The organism is Rhodococcus sp. C26F (assembly GCF_053345925.1).
In genome coordinates, this window is record NZ_JBKFBA010000006.1 from 125,791 (window position 1) to 152,587 (window position 26,797).

The 26,797-nt window shown below is 69.2% G+C and carries 24 protein-coding genes and 1 pseudogene; 10 read left to right on the forward strand and 15 right to left on the reverse strand.

From position 1 onward, the window contains the following. Nucleotides 1–933, forward strand: a pseudogene (locus ACLBYD_RS10215) (diacylglycerol/lipid kinase family protein); the annotation flags it as partial. On the opposite strand, the gene prcA reads toward ACLBYD_RS10215, so the two are convergent. From prcA to arc, 6 genes are all read right to left on the reverse strand, one after another. Then, complete coding sequence (prcA, locus tag ACLBYD_RS10220; RefSeq protein ID WP_447816335.1) at nucleotides 834–1,646, reverse strand: proteasome subunit alpha; 813 nt, start codon at nucleotides 1,644–1,646, stop codon at nucleotides 834–836. The pseudogene ACLBYD_RS10215 and the gene prcA sit on opposite strands and share 100 nt — an antisense overlap. Beyond that, nucleotides 1,643–2,497 (reverse strand): proteasome subunit beta, encoded by an 855-nt coding sequence (prcB, locus tag ACLBYD_RS10225; protein ID WP_420714436.1) that lies wholly within the window; start codon nucleotides 2,495–2,497, stop codon nucleotides 1,643–1,645. The genes prcA and prcB overlap by 4 nt, the downstream gene beginning before the upstream one ends. After that, nucleotides 2,494–2,685: a ubiquitin-like protein Pup gene (locus tag ACLBYD_RS10230; RefSeq protein ID WP_006552173.1), complete on the reverse strand. Its 192-nt coding sequence runs from the start codon at nucleotides 2,683–2,685 to the stop codon at nucleotides 2,494–2,496. Before ACLBYD_RS10230 ends, prcB begins: the two co-directional genes overlap by 4 nt. A gap of 165 nt (nucleotides 2,686–2,850) precedes the next feature. Then, the gene (gene dop, locus ACLBYD_RS10235) at nucleotides 2,851–4,344 is read right to left on the reverse strand and encodes a depupylase/deamidase Dop (RefSeq protein WP_006552172.1); all 1,494 of its coding nucleotides are present in this window, start codon (nucleotides 4,342–4,344) and stop codon (nucleotides 2,851–2,853) included. A 55-nt stretch (nucleotides 4,345–4,399) separates the two neighbouring features. Next, nucleotides 4,400–4,786, reverse strand: a complete 387-nt coding sequence (locus tag ACLBYD_RS10240; RefSeq protein WP_447816336.1) for a nitroreductase/quinone reductase family protein — start codon at nucleotides 4,784–4,786, stop codon at nucleotides 4,400–4,402. Between the two features lie 89 nt (nucleotides 4,787–4,875). Next, on the reverse strand, nucleotides 4,876–6,645 hold the full coding sequence (gene arc / locus ACLBYD_RS10245) for a proteasome ATPase (RefSeq protein ID WP_447816337.1): 1,770 nt from the start codon (nucleotides 6,643–6,645) through the stop codon (nucleotides 4,876–4,878). Between the two features lie 187 nt (nucleotides 6,646–6,832). On the opposite strand from arc, the gene ACLBYD_RS10250 reads away from it, so the two are divergent. Next, nucleotides 6,833–7,312, forward strand: a complete 480-nt coding sequence (locus ACLBYD_RS10250) for a nuclear transport factor 2 family protein (RefSeq protein ID WP_447816338.1) — start codon at nucleotides 6,833–6,835, stop codon at nucleotides 7,310–7,312. A 21-nt stretch (nucleotides 7,313–7,333) separates the two neighbouring features. On the opposite strand, the gene ACLBYD_RS10255 is transcribed toward ACLBYD_RS10250, so the two are convergent. Beyond that, nucleotides 7,334–8,185, reverse strand: coding sequence for a tRNA (adenine-N1)-methyltransferase (locus ACLBYD_RS10255; protein ID WP_060653154.1), 852 nt, complete (start codon nucleotides 8,183–8,185; stop codon nucleotides 7,334–7,336). A gap of 89 nt (nucleotides 8,186–8,274) precedes the next feature. Here ACLBYD_RS10255 and ACLBYD_RS10260 point away from each other — a divergent pair, with 89 nt between their 5' ends. After that, nucleotides 8,275–9,240, forward strand: coding sequence for a RecB family exonuclease (locus tag ACLBYD_RS10260; protein WP_447816339.1), 966 nt, complete (start codon nucleotides 8,275–8,277; stop codon nucleotides 9,238–9,240). Beyond that, nucleotides 9,237–10,076: a thioesterase family protein gene (locus ACLBYD_RS10265; protein WP_447816340.1), complete on the forward strand. Its 840-nt coding sequence runs from the start codon at nucleotides 9,237–9,239 to the stop codon at nucleotides 10,074–10,076. The genes ACLBYD_RS10260 and ACLBYD_RS10265 overlap by 4 nt, the downstream gene beginning before the upstream one ends. Nucleotides 10,077–10,117: 41 nt before the next feature. Here the strand turns inward: ACLBYD_RS10265 and hisG are convergent, their stop codons facing one another. The 6 genes from hisG to metH all read right to left on the reverse strand — a co-directional run bounded on the left by hisG (nucleotide 10,118) and on the right by metH (nucleotide 17,418). Continuing rightward, nucleotides 10,118–10,981, reverse strand: coding sequence for an ATP phosphoribosyltransferase (gene hisG / locus ACLBYD_RS10270; protein WP_447816341.1), 864 nt, complete (start codon nucleotides 10,979–10,981; stop codon nucleotides 10,118–10,120). A gap of 91 nt (nucleotides 10,982–11,072) precedes the next feature. Next, nucleotides 11,073–11,354, reverse strand: a complete 282-nt coding sequence (locus ACLBYD_RS10275) for a phosphoribosyl-ATP diphosphatase (RefSeq protein WP_170318512.1) — start codon at nucleotides 11,352–11,354, stop codon at nucleotides 11,073–11,075. Between the two features lie 40 nt (nucleotides 11,355–11,394). Further along, nucleotides 11,395–12,282: a pseudouridine synthase gene (locus ACLBYD_RS10280; protein ID WP_447816342.1), complete on the reverse strand. Its 888-nt coding sequence runs from the start codon at nucleotides 12,280–12,282 to the stop codon at nucleotides 11,395–11,397. Nucleotides 12,283–12,286: 4 nt separating this feature from the next. Next, complete coding sequence (trhO, locus tag ACLBYD_RS10285; RefSeq protein ID WP_447816343.1) at nucleotides 12,287–13,147, reverse strand: oxygen-dependent tRNA uridine(34) hydroxylase TrhO; 861 nt, start codon at nucleotides 13,145–13,147, stop codon at nucleotides 12,287–12,289. Nucleotide 13,148: 1 nt separating this feature from the next. Next, complete coding sequence (locus ACLBYD_RS10290) at nucleotides 13,149–13,856, reverse strand: HAD family hydrolase (protein ID WP_447816344.1); 708 nt, start codon at nucleotides 13,854–13,856, stop codon at nucleotides 13,149–13,151. Further along, on the reverse strand, nucleotides 13,849–17,418 hold the full coding sequence (metH, locus tag ACLBYD_RS10295; RefSeq protein ID WP_447816345.1) for a methionine synthase: 3,570 nt from the start codon (nucleotides 17,416–17,418) through the stop codon (nucleotides 13,849–13,851). Before metH ends, ACLBYD_RS10290 begins: the two co-directional genes overlap by 8 nt. A gap of 51 nt (nucleotides 17,419–17,469) precedes the next feature. On the opposite strand from metH, the gene ACLBYD_RS10300 reads away from it, so the two are divergent. Continuing rightward, complete coding sequence (locus ACLBYD_RS10300) at nucleotides 17,470–18,369, forward strand: PAC2 family protein (protein ID WP_016690813.1); 900 nt, start codon at nucleotides 17,470–17,472, stop codon at nucleotides 18,367–18,369. Continuing rightward, complete coding sequence (locus tag ACLBYD_RS10305) at nucleotides 18,366–19,511, forward strand: MFS transporter (protein ID WP_447816346.1); 1,146 nt, start codon at nucleotides 18,366–18,368, stop codon at nucleotides 19,509–19,511. Before ACLBYD_RS10300 ends, ACLBYD_RS10305 begins: the two co-directional genes overlap by 4 nt. A 151-nt stretch (nucleotides 19,512–19,662) precedes the next feature. On the opposite strand, the gene ACLBYD_RS10310 is transcribed toward ACLBYD_RS10305, so the two are convergent. Then, on the reverse strand, nucleotides 19,663–20,679 hold the full coding sequence (locus ACLBYD_RS10310; RefSeq protein WP_447816347.1) for an AraC family transcriptional regulator ligand-binding domain-containing protein: 1,017 nt from the start codon (nucleotides 20,677–20,679) through the stop codon (nucleotides 19,663–19,665). A gap of 122 nt (nucleotides 20,680–20,801) precedes the next feature. Between ACLBYD_RS10310 and ACLBYD_RS10315 the strand changes: the two genes are divergently transcribed. After that, the gene (locus tag ACLBYD_RS10315; protein ID WP_447816348.1) at nucleotides 20,802–21,710 is read left to right on the forward strand and encodes an SDR family oxidoreductase; all 909 of its coding nucleotides are present in this window, start codon (nucleotides 20,802–20,804) and stop codon (nucleotides 21,708–21,710) included. 25 nt (nucleotides 21,711–21,735) lie between these two features. Here the strand turns inward: ACLBYD_RS10315 and ACLBYD_RS10320 are convergent, their stop codons facing one another. After that, nucleotides 21,736–22,197, reverse strand: a complete 462-nt coding sequence (locus ACLBYD_RS10320; protein WP_447816349.1) for a 6,7-dimethyl-8-ribityllumazine synthase — start codon at nucleotides 22,195–22,197, stop codon at nucleotides 21,736–21,738. 120 nt (nucleotides 22,198–22,317) lie between these two features. Between ACLBYD_RS10320 and ACLBYD_RS10325 the strand changes: the two genes are divergently transcribed. The 3 genes from ACLBYD_RS10325 (at nucleotide 22,318) to ACLBYD_RS10335 (ending at nucleotide 26,790) form a co-directional block, all read left to right on the forward strand. After that, nucleotides 22,318–23,385, forward strand: a complete 1,068-nt coding sequence (locus ACLBYD_RS10325) for a helix-turn-helix domain-containing protein (RefSeq protein ID WP_447816350.1) — start codon at nucleotides 22,318–22,320, stop codon at nucleotides 23,383–23,385. Nucleotides 23,386–23,492: 107 nt separating this feature from the next. Next, nucleotides 23,493–24,308, forward strand: coding sequence for a trehalose-phosphatase (otsB, locus tag ACLBYD_RS10330; RefSeq protein ID WP_447816351.1), 816 nt, complete (start codon nucleotides 23,493–23,495; stop codon nucleotides 24,306–24,308). A 64-nt stretch (nucleotides 24,309–24,372) separates the two neighbouring features. Then, nucleotides 24,373–26,790 carry a glycoside hydrolase family 65 protein gene (locus ACLBYD_RS10335; protein WP_447816352.1) on the forward strand — a complete coding sequence of 806 codons (2,418 nt, stop codon included), beginning with the start codon at nucleotides 24,373–24,375 and terminating at the stop codon, nucleotides 26,788–26,790. Nucleotides 26,791–26,797: the final 7 nt, after the last annotated feature.

Consider the following 26,797-nt stretch of genomic DNA (forward strand, 5'->3'; position numbering starts at 1 on the left):
CCGCCGAGGAGATCGCCGCGGCGGTCACCGCCGCGCTGCCGGGGGTGCGTCGCGTCGATCTGGATCCCGACGGCGATCCGGCGGAGCAGTTGGAACGGTTGCTGACCGAACATCGGCCGCAGGCGGTGGGGGTGTGCGGCGGGGACGGCACCGTCGCGGCGGTGCTCGACGTCGCCGTCGACGCGCGGCTGCCGGTGGCGGTGTTCCCCGGCGGCACCCTCAACCATTTCGCGCTCGATCTCGGCGTGGTGGACCTGGCGGAGACGGTGCGGGCGGTCACCGCCGGGCAGGCGGTGGCCGTCGGGCTCGGGCAGGTCACGGTGACCGGGCCGGACGGGCGCACGGTGCGGCGGTTCGTCAACACCGCCAGTCTGGGTGGCTATCCGGATGCGGTGCGGTTGCGGCAGCATTGGGAGCCGCGGATCGGCAAGTGGCCGGCGGCGGGGTTGGCGATGCTCGCGGTGCTGCGCACGGCGAGCCCGATGCCGGTGCGGATCGACGGGGCGGGGCGGGCGGTGTGGTTGCTGTTCGTCGGCAACGGCCGCTACACCCCGGCAGATCAGGTGCCGATGTCCCGCGCCCATCTGGATCCGGGCACCCTCGACGTGCGGTATCTACCCGCGGAGAGCCGGTTCTCGCGGCTGCGACTGCTCCTCGCTGCGGCGACCGGCACCCTCGGCGCGTCACCGATGTATCGGCAGCGGCACATCCCGGGCCTGGCGGTGGAGGTCATCGGGGATCCGGTGGCGTTGGCCACCGACGGGGNCCGACGGCACCGGTTTCGACTTCGAGGTGGTGCCGTCGGCGTTGACGGTCTATCGGCTCGCGGTGGATCAGCCCGCGTCGGGACCGGACTCGGTCTCCGAGCCGGTCGCGGTGTCGGACCCCGATTCGGGGGCCGGATCGGCGGGCGCCTCCGACGGCGCCGCCTGAGCGGACCCGGTGCTGGGCAGCAGCGCGTCGAGCGCCGCCCCCGAGATACGCCGGAAGGCGCGGCGCGGCCGCTGCTTCTCGAGCACCGCGACCTCGAGTTCCCCGCGGCCGAGCACCCGCGGCGCCGCGTCGGCGGTGGCGGGCTGCTGCAGCGCGGTCACCGCCACGGCGACCGCCTCGTCGAGCGGCAGACCCGGCTTGTACGACGAGCGCAGCGCGGTGACGATCGGTTCGGTGTTGCCGCCCATCACCACGAACTGCGGTTCGTCGACGATCGAGCCGTCGTAGGTGATGCGGTACAGCTGCGGGCCGTCGTCGGTGTCGGCGCGCCCGACCTCGGCGACGCAGATCTCCACCTCGTACGGCTTGGGCTGCTCGGTGAAGATCGTGCCGAGGGTCTGCGCGTAGGCGTTCGCCAGCGCCCGCCCGGTCACGTCCCTCCGGTCGTAGGAGTAGCCGCGCATGTCGGCGTGCATGATCCCGGCGCGCCGCAGATTCTCGAACTCGTTGTACTTGCCGACGGCGGCGAAACCGACCCGATCGTACAATTCGCTGATCTTGTGCAGCGCCTTCGACGGATTCTCCGCCACCAGCAGCACACCATCGGCGTAGGTCAACGCGATCACCGACCGGCCGCGGGCGATGCCCTTACGGGCCAGCTCCGAGCGATCGCGCATGATCTGCTCGGCGGACGCATAGTACGGAAGTGTCACCGGGCATCTCCTGCGGTGCGGTCGGCCACGATGGTGCGGGCCAGCTCGGACAGGGTTTCCTCCGCGACGGCCACGGCCCCGGCCGCGGTGATCACCACCGCCGTCGGGTAGATCCCGCGGGTGGTGTCGGGACCACCGGTGGCGGTGTCGTCGTCGGCCGCGTCGTACAGCGCCTCGACGGCGCTGCGCAGCGCGCTCTGCTCGTCGGCATCGGCGCGGTAGAGCTTCTTGAGCGACGAGCGGGCGAACAACGATCCGGAGCCGACCGCGTGGTAGCCGGCGCGTTCCTCGTAGCGGCCCCCGACCACGTCGTAGGACACGATCCGCCCGGCGCGGTGCGCATCGGCGGCGTCGAGGTCGAAACCGACCAGCAACGGCACCACGGCCAAGCCCTGCATGGCCGCACCGAGATTGCCGCGCACCATCGACGAGAGCCGATTGGCCTTGCCGTCGAAGGTCAGCGGCACGCCTTCGATCTTCTCGTAGTGCTCGAGTTCGACCGCGAACAGTCGCACGAGCTCGATCGCCAGGCCCGCGGTGCCAGCGATGCCGGCCGCCGAATAGTTGTCGGTGATGAACACCTTGTCGACATCGCGGGAGGCGATCAGGTTGCCCATGGTCGCGCGCCGGTCGCCGGCGATGAGCACGCCCCCGTCGAAGGTCAGCGCCACGATGGTGGTGCCGTGCGGGGCGAGGTCCACGTGGTCACCTCGTTCGAACCGGAACCGGTTCTCCGGCAGCATCTCCGGGGCGTGCATCCGCAGGTGGTCGGAGAACGACGACAAGGGCGACGCGAGGTGCAGCTTCGGCTGCACCTCGCGGTAGGGAAGAGAGGATCGTTCGGCTGTCACTGGCCACCTTTCTGCACATATGCCCGCACGAAGTCCTCTGCGTTCTCCTCGAGCACGTCGTCGATCTCGTCGAGAAGATCGTCGGTGTCCGAGGCGAGCTTCTCGCGACGCTCCTGACCGGCACCGCCGTCACCGACGACCTCGTCGTCGTCTCCGCCACCACCGCGTGTGGTCTGCTCCTGTGCCATAGCCGCCGACCTCCTCCTGTACTCGGCGCGGAACCGTCACCGGTCGACGATCGGTGTGGTCACCGCTGCTTCGAACTCCTACCCTACCCAGCGAACCGGTCCACCGGTGGCGACACGCGTACTCGCGGTCTGTGATCCGGCCACCGCGACCTGCCGGACGGGTGGTCAGTGGGTGAGCTGATCGACCAGTTCCGCCGCCGACTGCGCCGTCTCGAGCAGCTCCCCGACATGCGCGCGGCTGCCGCGCAGCGGCTCGAGCGTCGGGATGCGCACCAGCGATTCGCGACCGAGATCGAAGATCACCGAATCCCAGCTTGCCGCCGCGATATCGGCACCGAAACGGCGCAGGCACTCACCGCGGAAGTAGGCGCGGGTGTCCGACGGCGGGGTGTGCACCGCGTCGAGGACCTGCTGCTCGGACACCAGCCGCTGCATCGACCCGCGGGCCACGAGGCGGTTGTACAGGCCCTTGTCCAGGCGCACATCCGAGTACTGCAGGTCGACCATGTGCAGGCGCGGCGCCGACCAGGACAGTCCCTCGCGGTTGCGGAAGCCCTCGAGCAGCCGCAGCTTCGCGGGCCAGTCCAGCAGGTCGGCGCATTCCATCGGGTCGCGTTCGAGCAGATCGAGCACCATCGCCCACTTGTCGAGGATGTCGAGGATCCGCTTGTCCTCGGTGCCGTCGTGGAACTTCGCGACCCGCTCGTGGTAGATCCGCTGCAGCGCCAGACCTGTCAGCTCCCGGCCGTCGGCGAGCGCGACGGTCTTGCGCAGCGACGGGTCGTGGCTGATGTGGTGCACCGCGGTGACCGGACGGGCGAGCTGCAGATCCGACAGGTCGATGCCGGCCTCGATCAGGTCGAGCACCAGCGCGGTGGTGCCGACCTTGAGGTAGGTGGACATCTCCGCCAGATTCGCATCGCCGATGATCACGTGCAGGCGCCGGTACTTGTCGGCGTCGGCGTGCGGCTCGTCGCGGGTGTTGATGATGCCGCGCTTGAGGGTGGTCTCGAGACCGACCTCGACCTCGATGTAGTCGGCGCGCTGCGAGAGCTGGAAACCGGGCTCGTCACCGGACTGGCCGATCCCGACCCGGCCGGATCCGGTGATGACCTGGCGGGAGACGAAGAACGGGGTCAGGCCCGCGACCACCGCGGAGAACGGGGTCTCGCGGTCCATCAGGTAGTTCTCGTGGGTGCCGTAGGAGGCGCCCTTGCCGTCGACATTGTTCTTGTACAGCTGCAGTCGCGGCGCGCCGGGCACACTCGACGCGTGCCGGGCGGCGGCCTCCATCACCCGTTCCCCGGCCTTGTCCCAGATCACCGCGTCGAGGGGGTCGGCGACCTCCGGGGCGGAATATTCGGGGTGGGCGTGGTCGACGTACAGGCGCGCACCGTTGGTGAGGATCATGTTCGCGGCACCGACCTCGTCGGCGTCGATGACCGGGGCCGGGCCGTTGAACCGGCCCAGATCGAAGCCCCGCGCGTCGCGCAGGGGCGATTCGACCTCGTAGTCCCAGCGGGTGCGCCTCGCGCGCGGCACCCCTTCGGCGGCCGCGTAGGCCAGCACCGCCTGCGTGGAGGTCAGGATCGGGTTCGCCGATGGCTCGTTGGGTGAGGAGATCCCGTACTCGACCTCGATACCGATGATCCGCTGCATGCCCTCGAGCCTAGGCGATCCGGACGCTCACGGTCGTGAACAGCCCCGCCACCGGTCAGCGGTGCGGCTGTGGGGTGCAGTCCAGATAGCCGTGCGCCCCGATCGTCTGCAGCGCCACCCGCACCGGCAGCGGCGCCCAGCTCGCCTGCGGATCGGTCCCGAGCCGCGGGTCGCGCACCGGGATCGCCCTGCCCCGGGTGTGCACCACCGCGTCGCCGGCGGCGCACACGTTGCGCACCCAGTCGGTGTCGGCGCCGTAGGTCAACGCGATCCGCAGATCGTCGCCGACGGTGAACAGCAGCACCAGGGTGCGGAACACCCGGCCCGAGCGGCGCCCGCGATGCTCGACCACCGCGGTGCCCGGCAGCAGCTGCGCGAACGGGGTGGTGACCCGGTTGGTGACGATCTTGTTGAACCGGGCCATGGTGCGCAGCAACGGCACGGTCGGTCCTCCCCCGAGAGGCCGCGACGGCCGGACCGTCCGGAGGAGGAAGGCCCGGCCGCCGCGGATCGATTGTCGTGGGCCGATTCCTACAGGTACTGGCCGGTGTTCGACTCGGTGTCGATCGCGCGGCTCGCGCTGGCGTTCTTGCCGGTGACCAGGGTGCGGATGTACACGATCCGCTCGCCCTTCTTCCCCGAGATCCGGGCCCAGTCGTCCGGATTCGTGGTGTTGGGCAGGTCCTCGTTCTCGGCGAACTCGTCGACGATCGAATCGAGCAGGTGCTGCACCCGCAGACCGGGCGCCCCGGTCTCGAGCACCGACTTGATCGCGTACTTCTTCGCCCGGTCGACGATGTTCTGGATCATCGCGCCGGAGTTGAAGTCCTTGAAGTACAGGACCTCCTTGTCGCCGTTGGCGTAGGTGACCTCGAGGAACCGGTTGTCCTCGGACTCGGCGTACATCCGCTCGACGACCCGCTCGATCATCGCCCGCACGCACGCGACCCGATCGCCGCCGAACTCGGCGAGATCGTCGGCGTGCACCGGCAGGCTCTCGGTCAGGTACTTCGAGAAGATGTCCTGCGCGGCCTCCGCGTCCGGACGCTCGATCTTGATCTTCACGTCGAGGCGGCCGGGCCGCAGGATCGCCGGGTCGATCATGTCCTCACGGTTCGACGCGCCGATGACGATGACGTTCTCGAGCCCTTCGACACCGTCGATCTCGGCGAGCAACTGCGGCACCACCGTGGTCTCCACATCGGAGGACACACCGGAACCGCGGGTGCGGAAGATCGAATCCATCTCGTCGAAGAACACGATCACCGGGGTGCCCTCGGACGCCTTCTCCCGGGCCCGCTGGAAGATCAACCGGATGTGCCGCTCGGTCTCACCGACGAACTTGTTCAGCAGCTCCGGGCCCTTGATGTTCAGGAAGAACGACTTCGCTTCCTTCGAATCGTCCCCGCGGGCCTCGGCGATCTTCTTCGCCAGCGAGTTCGCGACCGCCTTCGCGATCAGGGTCTTACCGCAACCGGGCGGGCCGTACAGCAGCACACCCTTCGGCGGGCGCAGCGAGTACTCGCGGAACAGGTCCTTGTGCAGGAAGGGCAGCTCCACCGCGTCGCGGATCTGCTCGATCTGCCGGCCCAGACCGCCGATGTCGCTGTAGCCGACGTCCGGGACCTCCTCAAGCACGAGATCCTCGACCTCGGCCTTGGGGATCCGTTCGAAGGCGTAGCCGGCCTTGCTGTCGACCAGCAGCGAATCACCGGGGCGCAGCGTGAACGAATTCTCGTCGTCGACGAGCAGATCGGTCTTGTCGTCGGCGGCGGCCGCGGCGAGCGGGGCGGCCAGCCACACGATGCGTTCCTCGTCGGCGTGCCCGACCACCAGCGCGCGGGTGCCGTCGTCGAGCACCTCCCGCAGGGTGGTGATCTCACCGACGCGCTCGAAACCACCGACCTCCACGACGGTCAACGCCTCGTTCAGCCGCACCGTCTGACCGGGCCGGAAGGTGTCGAGTTCGAGATTCGGGGACACCGCGACCCGCATCTTGCGGCCCGAGGTGAACACGTCGACGGTCTGATCGTCGAACGTCTCGAGCAACACCCCGTAGCCGCTCGGCGGCTGGGCCAGCCGGTCGACCTCCTCGCGCAGCGTGATCAGCTGCTGGCGCGCATCCTTGAGGGTCTCGAGCAGTTTGCCGTTGCGGACCGTGAGGGACTCGAGCCGGGTTTCGAGGTCGCGTACCTGATCGGACGGTTCGCCGAGCCGACGACGCAAGGTCGCCACCTCTGCGCGCAACTCTTCGATTTCGCGTGCCGCCGCAACCGCATCCGGCTTCTCTGACGAGCTCATAGCGACTCCCTCCACTGTCGGTCATTCCACGCTACCGGGACATCGCCCCACATGGGGGAGGACACGAAACAGTCGTGTTCCGAACATGTGTCGCGTGTGGGACGCGCCATGGCGCCGCACTCCCGGCACGCTGTTAGGCTCCCCTAAATATCGTGCGTCGACCGTTTCTCTCGAAAGGTACTCCTCCGTGACCCCACGTCCAGTTCGCACACTCTGCGCCGCCACCGCGATCGCCGCCCTCACCGCCCTGACCGGCTGCAGCTCCGACGACGCCGGCGACGACACCGCTGCCACGACCAGCGCCACGACGACCACCAGCACCACCGTGACCGCCGCGGTCACCGTCGAGCAACTGCAGGAACAAATCGACGTGTTCTTCGACCCGGCCGCCACCACCGAGGACCGTGCCGCGGTCGTGGAGAACGGCGCCGCGCGCACCGCCGTGCTCGATCAGTTCACCGGTGTGCTCGCCGGTTACCCGCTCACCGGCACCGTCGGCGAGATCACCACGGTCGACGCCGACACCGTCACCGCGAACACCGAGGTCGCCGGCCCGCACGGCGGCGCCCCGATGCCGCTGACCTTCGAGCAGATCGACGGCACCTGGGTCATCGCCGACGAGAGCGCCTGCTCGATCCTGGCCCTGGGCACGCTCAGCTGCGAATAACCCCTGCCGGTCGGCGTCGGCTCAGCCCTTGCTGGGCCGACGCTGCGGCTTCGGGGTCTCCACCCCGTCCTGCAGGCGCCGGGCACTGACCAGGAACGCCGTGTGCCCCTGCATCCGATGCTCCGGCCGCACCGCCAGACCCACCACGTGCCAGCCGCGCACCATCGACTCCCACGAACGCGGCTCGGTCCAGCAGGTCTGCTCCCGCATCGCCTCGACCACCCGCGACAGCTGCGTCGTCGTCGCCACATAGACGATGAGCACCCCGCCGGGCACCAGCGCCTTCTTCACCGTCTCGAGCACATCCCAGGGGGCGAGCATGTCCAGCACCACCCGGTCGACGCGGCCGTACTTCTCGACGTCGTAGTCCGCCAGATCCCCGAGCACCGTCGTCCAGTTCGCCGGGCGCTCCCCGAAGAAGGTGTCGACATTCCGCTCGGCGTATTCGAGATGGTCCTCGCGCACCTCGTAGGAGATCACCCGGCCGCTCTCGCCGACGGCGCGCAGCAGCGAACACGTCAGCGCGCCAGAACCGGCGCCGGCCTCGAGCACCGTCGCGCCGGGAAAGATGTCGCCCTCCTGCACGATCTGCGCGGCGTCCTTCGGGTAGATCACCTGCGCACCGCGCGGCATCGACATCACATAGTCGACGAGCAGCGGACGCAACGCCAGATAGGGGGTGCCGTTGGTGGAGGTGACCACCACACCCTCGTCGGTGCCGATCAGATCGTCGTGCAGGATCCCGCCGCGATGGGTGTGGAACTCCTTGCCCGGTTCGAGCACCACGGTGTACTTGCGGCCCTTGGCGTCGGTCAACTGCACCCGGTCCCCCACCTGGAAGGGTCCGCTGCGCCCGAGTCCGCCTACTGCCATCGCCGTGTCCACCTTCGTTCCAGCCCCGCACCCGGGATCGGGCACGCGGGTCCGGCACCGTGTCGGACCCGCGTCCTAGCCTGCCAGGTGTGACCACAGCTGCGCCCACACCCCCCACCGACACGACGCGGCCGGTCGCCCTGTCCCCCTCCCGGGCCGCCGACTTCACCCGCTGCCCGCTGCTCTACCGCTTCAAGGCCGTCGACCGGCTCACCGCACCCCCGACCCGCGCCCAGGCGCGCGGCACCGTCGTGCACGCCGCTCTCGAAGCGTTGTTCGGCCTCGACGGACCGGCCCGCACCGCCACCGCCGCGCAGACCCTGCTGCCCGACGCCCTGGCCCGGGTCCTCGCCGCCACCCCCGATCTGGGCGTGGACACCGACGACGCGGGGTTCCTCGCCGAGGCCGCCGCGCTGCTGGACACCTACTTCACCGTCGAGGACCCCACCGCGGTCACCGCCGACGGCTGCGAACTGCGGGTGGAGACCACCCTCGACGGCGACGTCCCGCTGCGCGGCATCATCGACCGCCTCGATGTCGACGCCACCGGTGCGGTGCATGTCGTCGACTACAAGACCGGCCGCGCCCCGTCCCCGCGCGGCGAGCGGGCGGCGCTGTTCCAGCTGAAGTTCTACGCGCTGATCGTGTGGCGGCAACGCGGCATCGTCCCGGCCTCGCTGCGGCTGCTGTATCTCGGCGACGGTCAGGTGCTGCACTACCGGCCCGACCCCGAGGAACTGCGCCGCTTCGAACGGATCGTGCGGGCGATGTGGGCGACGATCCGGCAGTTGCGCGCCAGCGGCGACTTCCGCCCCAATCCCGGTCCCGGCTGCCGGTGGTGCGATCATCGGGCATTGTGCCCGGCGTTCGGCGGTACCCCACCGCCGTATCCCGTCGACGGCGTTGCGACGCAGTCGATCCAGTCGATGCAATCGACACCGTCGATCCAGTCGATGCAATCGACACCGTCGATCCAATCGACGCAATCGACACCGTCGATCCAGTCGACACCGGGTGCGCCCCACCGCATCGAGCAGCAGGAGAATCCCGAGTGAGCGACGCCGCCTACTACGTGCCGGTCCCCCGGCCGACCACCCCCACCGGCCCGGTCGACGACGTCGAGATCGCGGTGTTCCGCCCCACCGAACACACCGTCAGCACCTGGGGACCGCACCTACAGCACGGCGCCCCACCCTCGGCGCTGCTCGCCCGCACCATCGACCGGCACCGGCCCCGCCCCGACACCCGCCTGAGCCGGCTCACCGTCGAACTGCTCGGCCCCGTCCCCCTCACCGACCTCGAGGTGCGCACCCACATCGAACGACCCGGCCGCCGCATCGAACTGGTCGTCGCCGAATTGTGGGCCACCGCCCCCGACGGCACCGACCGCGCGGTCGCGCGCGGCACCGGCTGGCGCCTCGAAACCATCGACCTGCCGCAGGTCGCGCGGACCTCCGAGACCCCGCTGCCCGCCCCCGGCAACTTCGAACCCACCGCCCCGCACGCCTCCTGGAAGGGCGGCTACATCGACACCGTCGACTGGCGCATCATCGTCCCCTTCGGCGCTCCCGGCCTGTCGTCGGCGTGGATGCGCAGCGAGATCGCCCTCATCGAAGGCGAAACCCCCAGCGGCCTCGACCGGTTGATGAGCGTCGCCGACGTCGCCAACGGTGTCGGATCCAAACTCGACCCCCGCGAGTACACCTTCCTCAACACCGAACTGACAGTGCACCTGTTCCGCGCCCCCCAGTTCCGCGAACAGGACTGGGTCGGTATCGCCGCGGAGATGTCCGTCGGACCCGACGGGATCGGCATGACCGCCGGTCTGCTCTACGACGAGACCGGCGCGCTCGGCCGCATCGCCCAGAACGTGCAGGTGCGGCCCCGCTGATCAGCGGGGCCGCACCGGAAGATGTCGGGAACGGTGCGCGTCTATTCGGGGGCGCGCATCGCCCGGCACGAGCGGATGTTCGACGCGAGGATTGCGCGGGCACCGATCTCGGCGAGCCGGTCCATCACCGCGTTGTGGCCCTTGCGCGGCACCATCGCCCGCACCGCCACCGAGTTCTCGTTCGCCAGCGGCGAGATCGTCGGCGACTCGAGACCGGGGGTGACCTGCACGGCCTGCTCGAGCAGGTGCTTGGGGCAGTCGTAGTCGATCATCACGTACTGCTGCGCGAAGACCACACCCTCGAGACGGGCGATCAGCTGGTTGCGGGCCCGATCCGAGCGATCCGAACCCTCCCGCTCGATCAGCACACCCTCCGAATCGCACAACGACTCGCCGAAGGCGACGAGATCGTGCTGGCGCAACGTCCGGCCCGAGCCCACCACATCGGCGATCGCGTCGGCGACCCCGAGCTGGATGGAGATCTCCACCGCACCGTCGAGCCGGATCACCTCGGCCTCGATGCCGCGGGACTCGAGATCACGACGCACCAGATTCGCGTACGAGGTGGCGATGCGCAGACCCTGCAGATCCTCGACCGACCAGTCGCGGCCCTTCGGCGCGGCGTACCGGAAGCGCGAGGACCCGAAGCCCAGCGACAACCGCTCGGTGACCGGCGCCCCCGAATCCATCGCCAGGTCGCGGCCGGTGATCCCCAGATCCAGCTCGCCGGAACCGACGTAGATCGCGATGTCCTTCGGCCGCAGGAAGAAGAACTCGACGTCGTTGACCGGGTCGATGACCGTCAGATCCCGCGAGTCGGTGCGCCGACGGTAGCCGGCCTCCTGCAGGATCTCGGCGGCGGACTCGGACAGCGAACCTTTGTTGGGGACTGCGACGCGCAGCATGACGGATTGGGTCCTTTCGAACGACGAGCAGAAGCGAGGAAGGGATCTACAGGGCACGGACGGCGGCACCGGCACAGCGGGCCACCGGCCGTCACAGATGCTTGTAGACGTCCTCGAGCTTCAGACCCCGCCCCACCATCAGCACCTGCACCCAGTACAGCAGCTGCGAAATCTCCTCGGACAGTTCCTCGTCGGACTGGTACTCGGCGGCGATCCACACCTCACCGGCCTCTTCGAGTACCTTCTTGCCCTGGAAATGCACGCCGGCGTCCAGGGCGGCGACGGTGCCGGAGCCCTCGGGGCGGGTCGCGGCGCGTTCGGACAGCTCGGCGAACAGGGAATCGAAGGTCTTCACAGGGGTCGATTGTTTCATGCCCCGCCACCGGCCCCACAGCCAGGACACCAACCCTCGCTCAGAACTCGAGTTCCCGCCCGCTGACGAACCGCCGCTCCACCCCGCTGATCGGATCGGTGAACTCCAGCGACCGCGCCAGCAACCGCAGCGGATCGGTGAAATCGTCCGCGTCGCGCCGCCGGAACCGCGGATAGAAGTTGTCCCCCACGATCGGCACCCCCAACGACGCCAGATGCAGCCGCAACTGGTGGGTGCGGCCGGTGCGCGGGAACAACCGGTAACGGGCCAGCTCCCCACGCCGCTCGACCAGCTCGATGCGCGTCTCCGAATTCGGTTCGTCGGCGAACTGCTCGGCCGTCGGCTCCCCGTGCCGCTTGACGATCCGCGTGCGCACCACCTGCGGGAACGACAGGTCGGACCGATAACCGGCAACCGCCTCGTACACCTTGCGCACCCGCTGCCGCTCGAACAGCTCCTGATAGGGCCGCCGCCACGCCGGATCCGTCGTGCACAGCAGCACCCCGGCGGTCATCCGGTCGAGCCGGTGCACCGGCACCAGATGCGGCAACTCCAGCTCGCGCCGCAACCGCACCACCACCGACTCGCGGATGTGCGCTCCGCGCGGGATCGTCGCCAAGAAATGCGGCTTGTCCACGACCACGAGACCGTCCTCCCGATGCAACACGCGCACCGGGAACGGCACCGGCACCTCCGGCACCGGATCGCGGTAGAAGTACACGAACCGCGTCGGCTGATACGGCGTGCACGCATCGATGCGGCGGCCGTGCTCGTCGACCAGCTCCCCCGCCGCCATGTGCGCCGCCCAGTCCTCTTCGGGATGGCCGGCCTGCAGGAACTCGACGATCGTGGCCGCGTCGACGTCGGCGGGCATCCGGATGCGGTCGGGGCCGAGCCCGTCGCGCAGCGGCAGCGGTGCAGCACGCACCGGTCTACGCCTCCACGGGGTCCGGGACGCAGCCCTCGCACACCAGGGTCAACTCCCGGCCGTGGAGGTCCGGATGATTCCGGTACCGCGACGTCGGCGTCCCGCACAGGGTGCAGCGGCCGATCACCGTCGCCTCGGCGCTGAACTCGACGTTCATCCGCCCGTCGAAGACGTACAGCGAACCCTCCCACAGGCCCTCGTCGCCGAAGGTCTCGCCGTAGCGGACGATGCCACCGTCGAGCTGGTAGACCTCTTCGAACCCGCGGTTGCGCATCAACGCCGACAGCACCTCACAGCGCACCCCACCGGTGCAGTAGGTGACCACTGGGCGGTTCTTGAGATGGTCGTAGCGTCCGCTGTCGAGCTCGGCGACGAAATCGCGGGTCGTGGCGACATCCGGCACGATCGCATCCCGGAACCGGCCGATCTGCGCCTCGAAGCGGTTGCGGCCGTCGAAGAACACCACCTCGTCGCCGCGCTCGGCGACCAGCTCGTGCACGCCGTGCGGCGACAGATGGGTGCCGCCGTCGACGATGCCGTTCTCGTCGACCTTCACCTCGTCGGGCACCCCGAAGGTCACGATCTCCGGACGTACCTTCACCGACAGCCGCGGAAAGTCGTCGCCGGTGCCGTCGGACCACTTGATGTCGGTGTCCGTGAACGCCGCATAGCCGCGCAAGCCACGCACGTACTTCTTCACGTCGGTGATGTCACCGCCGACGGTGCCGTTGATGCCGTGCTCCGAGATGAGGATCCGCCCGGTCAGCCCCAGCGACGACGCGAGGGTGTGCTGCCACAACCGGATCGCCTCCGGGTCGGGCAGCGGGGTGAACTTGTAGAACAGCACGATCTTCGGGACCGCCACCTCAGGGCACCCCCGCACCGTGCAGCTCGTGCAGATCCTCGGCGCTCAACCCCTCGAGCGTGGACCGGAACACTCGCCGCTCCGCGCCGGGCACATCCACCAGCGACGGCACCACCAGCACCGTGCACCCGGCCGCATCCGCCGCGGCCGCCCCGGTCGGGGAATCCTCCACCGCCAGGCACTGCGCCGGATCCAGACCGAGCAACTCCGCGGCCCGCAGGTAGGGCGCCGGATCGGGTTTGCCGGCCGGCACCTCGTCGCCGCACACCGAATGATCGAAATGCGCGCGGCCCAGGGTCTCGAGGGCCACCTCGCACAGCGCCCGCTCGGTGTTGGTCACCAGCACCGACCCCAGTCCCGCCTCGCGGACGGTGCGCAGCGCGGCCTGCGCGCCGGGCCGCCACGTGAGTCCGTTAGCGAACAACCGGCCCATGTAGTCGGTCAGCCACGCCGCCGCAGCGGCCGCCTCGTCCGGGGTCGGTTCCAGACCCAACCCGGCGAAGGTGCGCAGCACCGCCAGATCCATCGGCCCCCCGATCGTGGAGATGCGGGTCTCGTCGCTCATCGGCCCACCGAGATGCAACGACAACTCGTGCATCCCGATGTCCCACAAGCGTTCCGATTCGAGCAGGGTGCCGTCCATGTCCCACAGCACCGCCCGCAGCGCACCGGTCTGCACCGCGAGCGGCGCCTCCACCCGATCAGACATTGAAGTACTTCGCCTCCGGGTGGTGCAGCACGAACGCATCGGTGGACTGCTCGGGATGCAACTGCAGCTCCTCCGACAGCTCCACCCCGATCCGCTCGGGTTCGAGCAGCTCGACCAGCTTGATGCGATCCTCGAGATTCGGGCACGCGCCGTAACCGAACGCGAACCGGGCGCCACGGTAGGCGAGCTTGAAGTACTCCGCGACCTCCTCCGGATCCTCGTCCGCGGCCGTGCCGCCCTCGGCGAACGCCAGCTCCTGTCGCACCCGCCGATGCCAGTACTCGGCCAGCGCCTCGGTCAGCTGCACACCGATGCCGTGCACCTCGAGATAGTCACGGTACGAATTCGACGCGAACAACTCGTTCGCGAAGTCCGCGATCGGCTGCCCCATCGTCACCAACTGGAACGGCCACACATCCACCTGACCCGACGCGAGCGCATCCTCCCGCGACCGCACGAAATCGGCGATGCACAGGAACCGCGAACGCTGCTGCCGCGGGAAGGTGAACCGGTAACGCTCGGGAGCATCCGGGCGCGGCTCGGTCAGCACCACCACGTCGTCACCCTCGGACACCGCCGGAAAGTAGCCGTACACCACCGCCGCGTGCTGCAGGATGCCCTCGGTCGCCAACCGGTCCAGCCAGTACCGCAACCGCGGCCGGCCCTCGGTCTCCACGAGCTCCTCGTAGCTCGGGCCGTCGCCACCGCGCTGCCCGCGCAGGCCCCACTGCCCCAGGAACAGCGCACGCTCGTCGACCAGCGCCGCATAGTCGGCCAGCGGGATGCCCTTGATCACCCGGGTGCCCCAGAACGGCGGCGTCGGCACCGGCAGATCCTTCGCGATGTCACTGCGCTCGGGGATCTCCGCCGGCGTTTCCGCGGCCTTGCGCTTCTCCGCGATTCGCTTGCTGCGCTCGTGCCGCTCCTTGCGCTCGGCGGCCTTGCGGGCGGCCTCGATCGCCTCTGGGCTGTCCGGCGCCGGACCCTCACCGCGCTTCTCGGCCATGACACGGTCCATCAGCGACAGACCCTCGAACGCGTCGCGGGCGTACGACACCTTGCCCTCGTAGACCTCCGCCAGATCGTTCTCGACGTAGCTGCGGGTCAGCGCCGCACCACCGAGCAACACCGGGAACTGCTCCGCGACCCCGCGGGAGTTGAGCTCCTCGAGGTTCTCCTTCATCACCACCGTCGACTTCACGAGCAGACCCGACATGCCGATCACATCGGCGCGCTTGTCCACCGCCGCGTCGAGGATCGTCGCGATCGGCTGCTTGATGCCGAGGTTGACCACCTCGTAGCCGTTGTTCGACAGGATGATGTCCACGAGGTTCTTGCCGATGTCGTGCACATCGCCCTTGACCGTCGCCAGCACGATCCGGCCCTTGCCCTCGTCGCCCGTCGACTCCATGTGCGGCTCGAGGAACGCCACCGCGGTCTTCATCACTTCGGCGGACTGCAGCACGAACGGCAACTGCATCTGACCCGACCCGAACAGCTCACCAACAGTCTTCATGCCCGACAGCAGCGTGTCGTTGATGATCGCCAGCGGCGGGGTGGTCCTCATCGCCTCGGTCAGATCGTCCTCGAGACCGTTGCGCTCGCCGTCGACGATGCGCCGCTCGAGCCGCTCGAACAGCGGCAACGCCGCCAGCTCCTGCGCCCGCGACTCGCGTGCCGACGCCGCCGACACCCCCTCGAACAGCTCCATCAGCTTCTGCAGCGGGTCGTAACCCTCGCTGCGCCGGTCGTACACCAGATCCAGCGCGACCTGCCGCTGTTCCTCCGGGATCCGCGCCATCGGCAGGATCTTCGACGCGTGCACGATCGCCGTGTCCAGCCCCGCCTCGGTGCACTCGTTCAGGAACACCGAGTTCAGCACCTGCCGCGCCGCCGGATTCAGACCGAACGACACATTCGAGATACCGAGGGTGAAGTGCACCTCCGGATGCGTCTCGTGGATGCGGCGGATCGCCTCGATCGTCTCGATCGCATCGCGCCGCACCTCCTCCTGACCCGTCGAGATCGGGAAGGTCAACGCATCGACGATGATGTCCTGCGGCGACAACCCCCACTTACCGGTCAGATCCGCGATCAGCCGCTCGGCGATGCGCACCTTGTGCTCGGCGGTACGGGCCTGGCCCTCCTCGTCGATCGTCAACGCGACCACCGCCGCGCCGTGCTCGACGACGTGCTCCATGATCCGCTCGAACCGCGAACCCGGACCGTCACCGTCCTCGTAGTTCACCGAGTTCACCGCGCAGCGGCCACCGAGATGCTCGAGGCCCGCCTTGATCACGTCCGGCTCCGTCGAGTCGATCATGATCGGCAACGTCGACGACGTCGCGAACCGCGACGCCAGCTCCGCCATGTCCGCCGCCCCGTCACGCCCGACGTAGTCGACGTTCAGATCCAGCATGTGCGCGCCGTCGCGGATCTGGTCCTTCGCGATGTCCAGGCACTTCTGCCAATCCGCGGCGAGCATCGCCTCACGGAACGCCTTCGACCCGTTCGTGTTGGTGCGCTCACCGATCATCAGGATCGACGCGTCCTGCTCGAACGGCACCGAGGTGTACAGCGACGACACACCCGGCTCCGGCTGCGCGGCGCGCGGCGCCGGCTGCACCCCGCGCACCGCCTCCGCGACCTGCCGGATGTGCTCGGGGGTGGTGCCGCAGCAGCCACCGACGAAGGTCAGCCCGTACTCGGAGACGAAACCGGCCAACGCCTGGGCGAGCTCCTCCGGCTGCAGCGGGTACTCGGCACCGTTCGCGCCCAGCACCGGCAGACCCGCATTCGGCATCACCGACACCGGGATCGTCGCGTGCTGCGACAGATACCGCAGGTGCTCGCTCATCTCCGCCGGACCGGTCGCGCAGTTCAACCCGATCAGGTCGATGCCGAGCGGCTCGAGGGCGGTCAGCGCGGCACCGATCTCGGAACCGAGCAGCATCGTGCCGGTGGTCTCCACCGTCACGTGAGTGACGATCGGGATCCGGCGACCGGCCTGCTCCATCGCCCGCTTGCTACCGATGATCGCGGCCTTCGCCTGCAACAGGTCCTGACAGGTCTCCACCAGGATCGCGTCGGCACCACCGTCGAGCATGCCCAGCGCCGCCTCACCGTAGGCGTCGCGCAGCGCAGCGAACGGCGCGTGGCCGAGGGTGGGCAGCTTCGTACCCGGACCCATCGACCCGATCACCATGCGGGCCATGCCGTCGGCGCCGGGGCCCATCTCGTCGGCGACCTCGCGGGCGAGGCGGGTACCGAGCTCGGACAGCTCACGGATGCGGTCGGCGATGTCGTAGTCGGCGAGGTTGGGCAGGTTGCAGCCGAAGGTGTTCGTCGAGACGACGTCGGCGCCGGCCTCGAAGTACGCCCGGTGGATCCCCCGGATCACATCGGGACGAGATTCGTTGAGGATCTCGTTGCACCCCTCCAAACCGCGGAAGTCGTCGAGCGAGAGATCCGCGGCCTGCAACATGGTGCCCATCGCCCCGTCTCCGATGACAACGCGCTGGGTCAGCGCATCGAGCAGGACAGAATGAAGTGGGGTGGACATGCCCTTCAGACTAGTGGGCGCCCGGATCGGCCCGGGTCGTAGGCTGGACGAGTGAGTACACCCGAGTATCCCGAGACCCCGGACCAGGACGTCCCCGTCCTGCGCGATCCGGTGCTCGTCGCCGCCTTCGAGGGGTGGAACGACGCCGGCGACGCCGCCAGCGGCGCCGTCGAGCACCTCGAGTTGATCTGGGACGCCGAGCCCTTCGCCGAGCTGGACTCCGAGGAGTACTACGACTACCAGGTCAACCGGCCACAGGTCCGTCTCGTCGACGGTGTCACCCGCGAGATCGACTGGCCCACCACCCGACTGTCGCTGTGCTCCCCGCCCGGCAGCGACCGCGACGTCGTCCTGCTGCACGGCATCGAGCCGAGCATGCGCTGGCGCAGCTTCTGCGACGCCATCATCGAACTCGTCGACGAGTTCGAGGTCCACACCGTCGTCCTGCTCGGCGCACTGCTCGCCGACACCCCGCACACCCGCCCGGTCCCGGTGACCGGCACCGCCTACAGCTCCGAGGCCGCCGAACGGTTCAAGCTGCAGACCTCCCGCTACGAAGGACCCACCGGAATCACCGGCGTGCTGCAGGACGCCTTCGTGCGCGCGGGCATCCCCGCGGTGTCGTTCTGGGCGGCGATCCCCCACTACGTGTCCAACCCGCCGAACCCCAAGGCCACCGTGGCGCTGCTGCGCCGCGTCGAGGACGTCCTCGACCTCGAGGTGCCACTCGGCGAACTCCCCCTCCTCGCCGAGGAGTGGGAACAGACCGTCACCGACATGATCGAGGACGACGAGGAGATCGCCGAGTACGTGCGCACCCTCGAGGAGCGCGGCGACGCCGAGGCCGAGGAGGACATCTCCGAGGTCATCGCCAAGATCGACGGCGACGCCCTCGCCGCCGAGTTCGAACGCTATCTGCGGCGACGGGGCCCCGGCGGCTTCAACAGGTGAGGGATCTGCGCGAACCGCTGCAGCGCACGGCGCTGTACGCGGGGGGATTCCTCGGTCCCTTCGGCGGCAGTGTCGTCGTGTCGATGCTGCCCGAGATCGGCGCCGACACCGGTGTGTCCACCGGCACGGCCGCGACGACGGTCACCGCCTATCTCGGTGTGTTCGCCGCCGCGATGCTGTTCTCCGGCACGCTCGGCGCACGGTGGGGACGCATCCGCACCGTGCGCACCGCCTATCTCGTCTACGCGGCGGTCTCGATCGCCGCGGCGCTGGCGCCGACCTTCTCGGTGCTCATCGGCACCCGCATGCTGCAGGGCGCGGCCAACGCGTTCACCACTCCGCTGCTGCTCGCGGCGCTGGCCGTCATCACCCCGAAGGACAGGCTCGGCCGCGCTCTCGGATTGTTCGGGGCGATGCAGGCCGCCGGCCAGACCGTCGCCCCACTGATCGGCGGTCTCGCCGCCGAGGTGAGCTGGAGATGGGCGTTCGTCGTGCTTGCCGGCGCCGCGCTGCTCCTGGCGCTCGCCGGCCTGCCCGAATCGGTGCGCGACGACCCGTCCGGTACCACTCGGGTCCGACTGCGCGATGCGCTGACCCCGCGCGTCCTGCGTATCGGGCTGGTCGCGTTGCTCGGTTGGGGTGCGCTCGGCGGACTCGGATTCCTCCTCGCCTTCCGGGTCGAGGACGACTTCGGGTTGTCCCCGTCCGAACGCGGCGTGGTACTCACCGTGTTCGGACTCGCCGGCATCCTCAGTTCCCGGCCGGTCGGGATGCTCATCGACCGCGTCGGTGCCCGCGCGATCGTGCTCATCGGCGCGGTGAGCGGCGCAGCGCTGGTCGTGGTCGTCGGTACCGTCCCGTGGCTCGTCGTGCTCGGCGTCGCGTGGTTCCTGGCAGGTATCGCTTCGCAGTTCATCCTCGTCGGGGTCAACGCCGCGGTGCTCGGTGGGCCGAGCGGCAACCGCGGTGGCGCGGTGTCCGTCGTGCAGGCCTTCCGCTTCGGTGGTGCGGCCTTCTCCCCTCTCCTGCTGACGCCGGTGTACGGCGCCGACCCGGTCCTCGCGTTTCTGCTGCCCGCCGCGCTGCTCGGTGTGCTCGTTCCCCTGGCCATGACTCGACGCCCGGAGGCATCGAGCCGCTGACACTGTGGCCCTCTTGGCTGGGCTAGTGGTTGTTAGCTGGTGCTGCGGTGTGTGGTGAGTAGGTCGTGAGGGAGGATGAATTCTGGTTTTCTATGGTTTCCGTATTACTCAGAATATCTCCACGGGCTCTCGAACCGGTCCCGCAGTCGCCTCAGACCGAGCGTCTCTCCCGTCGTCGCCCACCCGGCGTCCGGCCGGTCCACCGCTTGAACGCCACCGAGAAGCTCGACGCATCGGCGTAGCCCAGACGGTGCGCCACCCTCTCCACCGGCAGGCCCGCATCCAGCAGCTCCCCCGCCATCGTCCCCAGCGTCTCGGCCACGATCGCCCGGTACGAGGTCCCCTCCTCCCCCAGCTGCCGCCGGAGGGTGCGCACACTCGACCCCAGCTCCGCGGCCACCTGGTCCTGCGTGGGGCCCTCCGCGGCCCGGCGCAGCAGCACTTCCCGCACGCGGGCACCGAGCTCGCCGTGGTTCTGTCTGCGCTGCAGCAGTTCCGCGCACTCCCGCAGCAGTACGGCGGCGGCCTCCGGGCTCGCGGTCGGCATGGGCCGGTCCAACGCCCGCGCGTCCACTACCACCGCATGCGTCGACGCCGTCGTCTCCACCAGGAACCCCCGGTCGCGGAACACCGGCGCGATCCGCTCACCGAGCGATTCGGCCACCTCGATGCGACGGATCTCCGACGGCTGCCCCCACAGCGCACCCCAATGGGCGAGGATCCCCGAGACGTCGCGCTCCAGCAGGAAGCCCCGCAGCTGCGCCGGCACGTGCCGGTCGTCGAGGCAGAAGCGGACCTCGTCGCCCGCATACTCCAGGGCGGCGCGCGAGAAGGCGAAGGTGAGATCGAAGAAACGGGTGCCCACCTCGATGCCGTCGCGCACCGTCGCACAGCTCATCAGGGCGTAACCGAAGATCCCGTGCACCGCCGCCTGGTAGCGCAGACCGAGGGCGTACCCTTCCCCGGGCCGATCGTCGAGCGCGGACACGAGATTCGCGATCACGGCCAGTTCCTGGTCGTCGGTGATCTCCCCGCCCGGATGGGTGATCTCCCCCTTCCCCAACCCGGTACCTGCCAGCAACGTGTCGGGGTCGAGACCGCGCTCGCGTCCGAAGGACACCATCAGGGTCGCGCTCGTCGCCGCGCGGCGGGAGGTCCAGGGGTTCACGAGGCTCCATCCTCGGCAGCGTGGCCGAAATTCACAAGAACTTGCCGATAGTGGCATGGATCACGGAGAGCTCGGTTCGTACCGTCGATTTCACCAGCACAGCGAGGAAAGGACGACACGGCATGAGCCTGAACGTGCACGGCAAGAGGGTTGTCATCACCGGCGGAGCGCGCGGCATCGGACAGGCGACGGCCGAAGCCCTCGTCGCAGCCGGCGCGCGAGTGGCCATCGGCGACATCGACAAGGATCTCGTGCAGGACACCGCCGCCCGGATCGGTGCGCGCTTCGGCACCACGGTGCTCGGGTTGCCTCTGGACGTCACCGACCGAGGATCCTTCGACGAATTCCTCAGCCTGGCCCACATGGAGTTCGGCGGGATCGACGTGCTCGTCAACAACGCCGGCATCATGCCCACCGGCGCGTTCCTCGAGGAGACCGACACGGTCACCGACCGGCAGATCGACGTCAACGTCCGCGGCGTGATCCTCGGTTCGAAGCTGGCCGCCGCGCGGTTCACCGAACAGGGCTACGGACACATCGTCAATCTCGGCTCCGTCGTGGGCATCGAAGGCGCCCCCGGCCTCGCGGTGTACTCCGCGACCAAGCACGCCGTGATCGGCCTCGGATCGGTGCTGCGCCAGGAGCTTGCCGACTCGAACGTCGTGGTCTCCACGATCGCCCCGGGCTTCGTGCGCACCGAGCTGATCGCGGGCATGAAGCCGAACGCGCTCATCGAGAAGCTCGCCATGGTCGGCCCGGACGAGGTCGCCGCCGCGATCGTGCAGGTGATCGCGACGGCTCGTCCCGGCCTGCGGTACGTGCCCCGCACGGCGGGTGCGATCCTCGGAGCGCTGAAGGCGGTGCCGGAGGCGACCCGTCACCGCATCTCCGCGGCATTCGGTCTGCAGTCGCTGGCACTGAATACCGACGAGACCGCGCGGGCGGCCTACCGTCGGCGCACCGAGGCTCCGAACCAGGCAGCGGCCGGCGAGGACTCGGTGGCGAAGGATCCCTCCGGCAGCGCACGCTGATCCGACGCGCGCTGCCGGCCGGGGCTCAGTCTCCGGTCGGCAGCGCGCGCAGCGAGCGCACCGTGGCGTCGACGGCGCGAGCCGCCTCGGCGCCCTTCTTGAGGAAGTGCCGCGTGAAGTACTCGACGTGCTCGTCGTGCTCGTGGAAGTTGTGGGGGGTGAGGACGACGGAGAAGACCGGCACATCGGTGTCGAGCTGGACGCGCATCAGGCCGTCGATCACCGCGGTGGCGACGAAGTCGTGCCGGTAGATGCCGCCGTCGACGACCAGCCCGGCCGCGACGATCGCGTCGTAGCGCCCGGTCTTCGCCAGTCGCTTGGCGTGCAGCGGGATCTCGAAGGCGCCGGGGACGTCGAAGAAGTCCAGGGCGTCCTGCGAGACGCCGAGGCGGGTGATCTCGTCGGTGAAGCCTGTACGTGCCTGGTCGACGATGTTGCGGTGCCAGGTCGCCTGAACGAACGCGATGCGCCCGGTGATGTCGGTCATGGTCACGAAACTAGCGCATGCCGCGTCATAGTTTGCGGTGCGGGAGGGGCGCTGTTCCGCCCTATGGGATTTCGTTTATTTCTCTTTTCCGTCATGCACAGAGTGACTACGGTGGTGGATGTGACACAGTCGGCTCCCGCCCCCGAGAACACCGTCGGTCCCCGCCCCGAGCGGTACATCGACATCTACCGTCGCGCCACCGCCCGACTCGAGGCGTGCCTGCCGCTCGGCTGGTCGCTGTCGAGCGACCGCCCCCGCTCCCCCGAGGCACCCACCCGGATGCTCGTCTCCGCCCCCGACGGCGACACCGTGTCCTTCTCCGTGGTCGCCTCCCGCGGTGTGCTCTCCGGCGACGTCGCGCGCATCGCCGCCGACCTGTCCGACTCCGACCGCGGCTTCGTGTGCGCCCACTATCTGTCCGATCCGGTGCGCCGCCAGCTCGACCGGCACGGCATCTCCTACGCCGACGCGACCGGCAACCTCTCGCTCGTCGCCGACCGTCCGGCGGTGTGGGTCCGCGACCGCGGCGCCGACGCCGACCCGTGGCGCGGCCCGGGCCGCCCGTCCGGGGTGCTCACCGGCGAACCGTCCGACCGCGTGGTGCGCGCACTCGCCGATCACGTCGGGGAGATCTCCGTCCCGGAACTGATCAAGCTGTCCGGCGCGTCCACCGGCGCGACCTACCGCGTCGTCGAGGTGCTCGTCGAACGTGAGCTCGTGCGCCGGGTCCCGCGCGGCCCGATCGTCGAGGTGCGCTGGGAACCGATGCTGCGGGCCTGGGCCGCCGAGCGGAAGGTGTGCGCGGTCCGCCGGTTCACCGCCCCCGAGGGCGTCACCGCGACCCGCGCGCGACTGGCCGAACGCATCGACATCCCCTACGCGCTCACCGGCGTCGGTGCCACCGACTACGCGGCCCCGGCGCTGCTCGAGGTCTACGCCGACGACCCCGACGACTTCGCCGACAGTCTCGGCCTGCGCCCGGTCGAGCACGGCGGCGACGTGGTGGTGGCGATTCCCTGGTCGCCGGTGGTCTTCGAACGGATGGACCGCCGCGGCGGACTGCGCCATGCCGCGATCTCACACGTGTACGCCGACCTGCTGGCCGGCCCGTTCCGCAACGACGACGCCGCCGAACACGTCCGCTCCCGGCTCACCGCGGACGAGCACTGGCGACGCCCGGTCCGCTGACCGCTGCATCCGGCCGGTCCCCCTCCCCGGATCACGGCCGAGCCTTTCGATCTTTGTGTACGGTGCGAACCATGACGGGTCGCCGCGACGACAGGAGTACCGATCAGATGACCGCGCCGCGTACCGTGGAGGACCTACCGTCGGCACTCGACGGCGTCGCCCTGTCCGACCGTCTCGCGGGCCGTCGGCCCGCGGTCTTCCTCGACTACGACGGTGTGCTCACCCCGATCGTCGCCCGTCCCGAGGACGCGGTGTGGTCGGATACCATGCGCCGCACCGTCCGCGAGCTCGCCGACCGCGTGTCGGTGTGCATCGTCACCGGCCGCGACCGCGACGTCGTCCAACAGCTCATGGGTGTCGACGATCTCGTCGTCGCCGGCAGCCACGGTTTCGACATCTGGAGCCCCACCCACGGGCAGATCGCCCACGACGTCCTCACCGACTTCACCGATCTGATCACCGAGACCACCGAGACCCTGCGCACCCGCCTGGACGGTCTCGACGGTGTCGGCATCGAACCGAAGCGCGCGTCGGTTGCCGTGCACTACCGGCAGGCCTCCCCCGAGGTGCACGACCGGGTGGGTGCGATCGTCGAGACGCTGTTGCAGGAGAACCCCGACCGGCTCGCCGTGGTGCCGGGAAAGATGGTCTACGAACTCAAACCGGCCGTGGACTGGAACAAGGGCAAGGCGGTCCTGCACCTGATCGAGGTCCTCGGTCTCGCCTCCGACGACGTCGTGCCGCTCTATCTCGGCGACGACATCACCGACGAGGACGCCTTCCGGGCGTTGCGGGGTCGCGGCATCGGGATCCTCGTCGGCAGCCCCGACGACCCGGAGATGGCCGGACGCCGCACCGACGCCGAGTTCGTCCTCGCGTCGGTCGACGACGTCGAACGTTTCCTGTCGGCCCTGGGTAGATGACAGCGCCGCCGGGTGACAGCACCGCCGGACAGTTCGTGTCGACTACGACCGCCAGGAGGTTCGCGTGTACGACCCGGAGTTCACCCTCGACTACGACGGTTTCGATCCAGACGACGAACCCCTGCGCGAAGCCCTGACCTCGACGGGCAACGGCTACTTCTGTTCACGCGGCACCGCCGAGTGGGAGGACATGGGCGAGGTCCATTATCCGGGGACCTACGCGCATCGTTGCTACAACCGCGAGACCACCATCATGGGTGGCAGCCCGGTCCTGAACGAGGATCTTGTCAACCTCCCGAACTGGCTCGTGCTGAAGCTGCGCATCGACGGCGGCGAGGCGATCCGCCTGGCACAGGTGGAGATCCTCGACTACCGGCACGTCTACGACATCCGCACCGCCACCGTGGTCCGCGAACTGCGGTTCCGGGATCGGCACGGCCGCGAGACGTCGCTGCGCAGCAGGCGGTTCGTGAGCATGGAGCATCCGAACCAGGGGGCGCTCGAATGGTCGCTGACCCCGGAGAACTGGTCGGGGCGGGTCGAGATCGTCTCCGCCCTCGACGGCCGGGTCTCCAATCGCGCGGTCGCCCGCTACCGCGATCTCGAGGCACGGCACCTCGATCCGGTCTCGCCGCGCACCTACGGCCCCGAGACGATCGCGCTGAAGGTGCAGATCCGCCAGTCCGACACCTACATCGCCCAGGCCGCACGCACCCGGGTCTTCCGGGAGGGTTCGGGAGGAGCGATGCTCGTCGACCGCGATCTGTACCAGATGGAGGACTACATCCAGCAGGTCCTCTCCTTCGACATCGCCGAGGGCTCGACGGTGCGGATCGAGAAGATGGTGGCGATGTTCACCTCCCGCGACGACGCGATCACCGAGCCCCTGGCGTCGGCGGGCCGGCACGTGTTGCGCTATCCGGATTTCGCCGAGGCGTACGACGAGCACGTCGCGGCCTGGGACGAGCTGTGGGACATCTGCGACATCCGGCTGCCGCGGGAGTCGCGCGCGCAGTTGCTGCTGCGCCTGCACGTCTCGCACGTGCTGCAGGTCTGCTCACGGCACACCGCGCGCCTCGACGCGGGAGTGCCGGCGCGCGGACTCAACGGCGAGGCCTATCGCGGGCACGTGTTCTGGGACGAGATGTTCGTTTATCCCTTCCTGAACCTGCGGGTGCCGGAGATCACCAAAGGCCTGATCCTCTACCGCTACCGCCGGTTGGGTGAGGCGCAGGCCGCGGCGAGCGAGGCCGGTTACCGCGGCGCGATGTTCCCCTGGCAGAGCGGCAGCGACGGCACCGAGGAGACCCAGACGGTGCATCTGAACCCGATGTCGGGGCAGTGGGATCCGGACCTGAGCCGCAACCAGCGTCACGTCAGCGCCGCGATCTTCTACAACGTGTGGCACTACTACCAGGCCACGGACGACGTCGACTTCCTCGCCGACTACGGCGCCGAGATGATGCTCGAGATCGCGCGGTTCTGGGCGTCGATCGCGCACTACAACCCGGATCGGGACCGCTACGAGATCCATGGGGTGATGGGCCCGGACGAGTTCCACGAACGGTATCCGGGGTCCAGCGAAGCCGGTCTGCGCAACAACGCGTACACGAACGTGATGGTCGCGTGGATCGCGGCGCGCGCCCTGGACGTCTTCGAGGTGCTGTCGAAGAGCCGGCGCACGGCCCTGCGGGCCCGGTTGCGGGTCACCGACGAGGAGCTGCGCACCTGGTCGGAGATGAGCCGGAAGATGTTCGTGCCCTACCACGACGGGGTGATCAGCCAGTTCGAAGGCTACGAGGATCTCGAGGAACTCGACTGGGAGCACTACCGCACGGAGTACGGCAACATCGGCCGGATGGACCGCATCCTGCGCGCCGAGGGCCGCGACCCGGATGCCTACAAGGTCGCCAAGCAGGCCGACACGGTGATGCTGTTCTTCCTGTTCGACGACGCCGAGCTGCGGCAGGTGTTCGAACAGCTCGGTTATCCGTTCGATCGCGACCTCGTGCGCCGCACCGTCGACTACTACGACCAGCGCACCTCGCACGGGTCGACGCTCAGTCACGTGACGTTCGCCGGTGTGCTCGCCACCTTCGATCCGCAGTCGTCGTGGCTGCGGTTCAAGCTCGCGCTCGAGAGCGACGTCAGCGACCTGCAGGGCGGCACCACCAAGGAGGGCATCCACATGGGGGTCATGGGCGGCACCCTCGATCTGGTGCAGCGCTACTACGTCGGTGCCCGCGCGTACGGCGACGTGCTCGTCTTCCGGCCCAAGCTGGTCTCGCACCTCGACGGGGTGTCGTTCTCCATGCGGTACCGCGGCACTCCCCTGCGGGTGCGGATCGACGGCGACAAGCTGTCGGTGCGCGCCGAGACCGAGGGCTTCCGGGTGCCGGTGCAGGTCGCGGTGGACGGCGAACTCGTCGAGCTCGGCGCCGGCGAGTCGCACGAGTTCCGGCTCGCCGCCGTCCCTGCCTGACCGCGAG

Bases quoted from the DNA above. Each gene is read 5' to 3' on its own strand.
- ACLBYD_RS10230 (WP_006552173.1), bottom strand. From the start codon at position 2,685: ATGGCACAGGAGCAGACCACACGCGGTGGTGGCGGAGACGACGACGAG.
- dop (WP_006552172.1), bottom strand. From the start codon at position 4,344: ATGCAGCGGATCATCGGTATCGAGGTCGAGTACGGGATCTCCTCACCC.
- arc (WP_447816337.1), bottom strand. From the start codon at position 6,645: ATGAGCTCGTCAGAGAAGCCGGATGCGGTTGCGGCGGCACGCGAAATC.
- ACLBYD_RS10255 (WP_060653154.1), bottom strand. From the start codon at position 8,185: ATGGCAGTAGGCGGACTCGGGCGCAGCGGACCCTTCCAGGTGGGGGAC.
- hisG (WP_447816341.1), bottom strand. From the start codon at position 10,981: ATGCTGCGCGTCGCAGTCCCCAACAAAGGTTCGCTGTCCGAGTCCGCC.
- ACLBYD_RS10275 (WP_170318512.1), bottom strand. From the start codon at position 11,354: ATGAAACAATCGACCCCTGTGAAGACCTTCGATTCCCTGTTCGCCGAG.
- ACLBYD_RS10290 (WP_447816344.1), bottom strand. From the start codon at position 13,856: ATGTCTGATCGGGTGGAGGCGCCGCTCGCGGTGCAGACCGGTGCGCTG.
- metH (WP_447816345.1), bottom strand. From the start codon at position 17,418: ATGTCCACCCCACTTCATTCTGTCCTGCTCGATGCGCTGACCCAGCGC.
- ACLBYD_RS10315 (WP_447816348.1), top strand. From the start codon at position 20,802: ATGAGCCTGAACGTGCACGGCAAGAGGGTTGTCATCACCGGCGGAGCG.
- ACLBYD_RS10320 (WP_447816349.1), bottom strand. From the start codon at position 22,197: ATGACCGACATCACCGGGCGCATCGCGTTCGTTCAGGCGACCTGGCAC.
- otsB (WP_447816351.1), top strand. From the start codon at position 23,493: ATGACCGCGCCGCGTACCGTGGAGGACCTACCGTCGGCACTCGACGGC.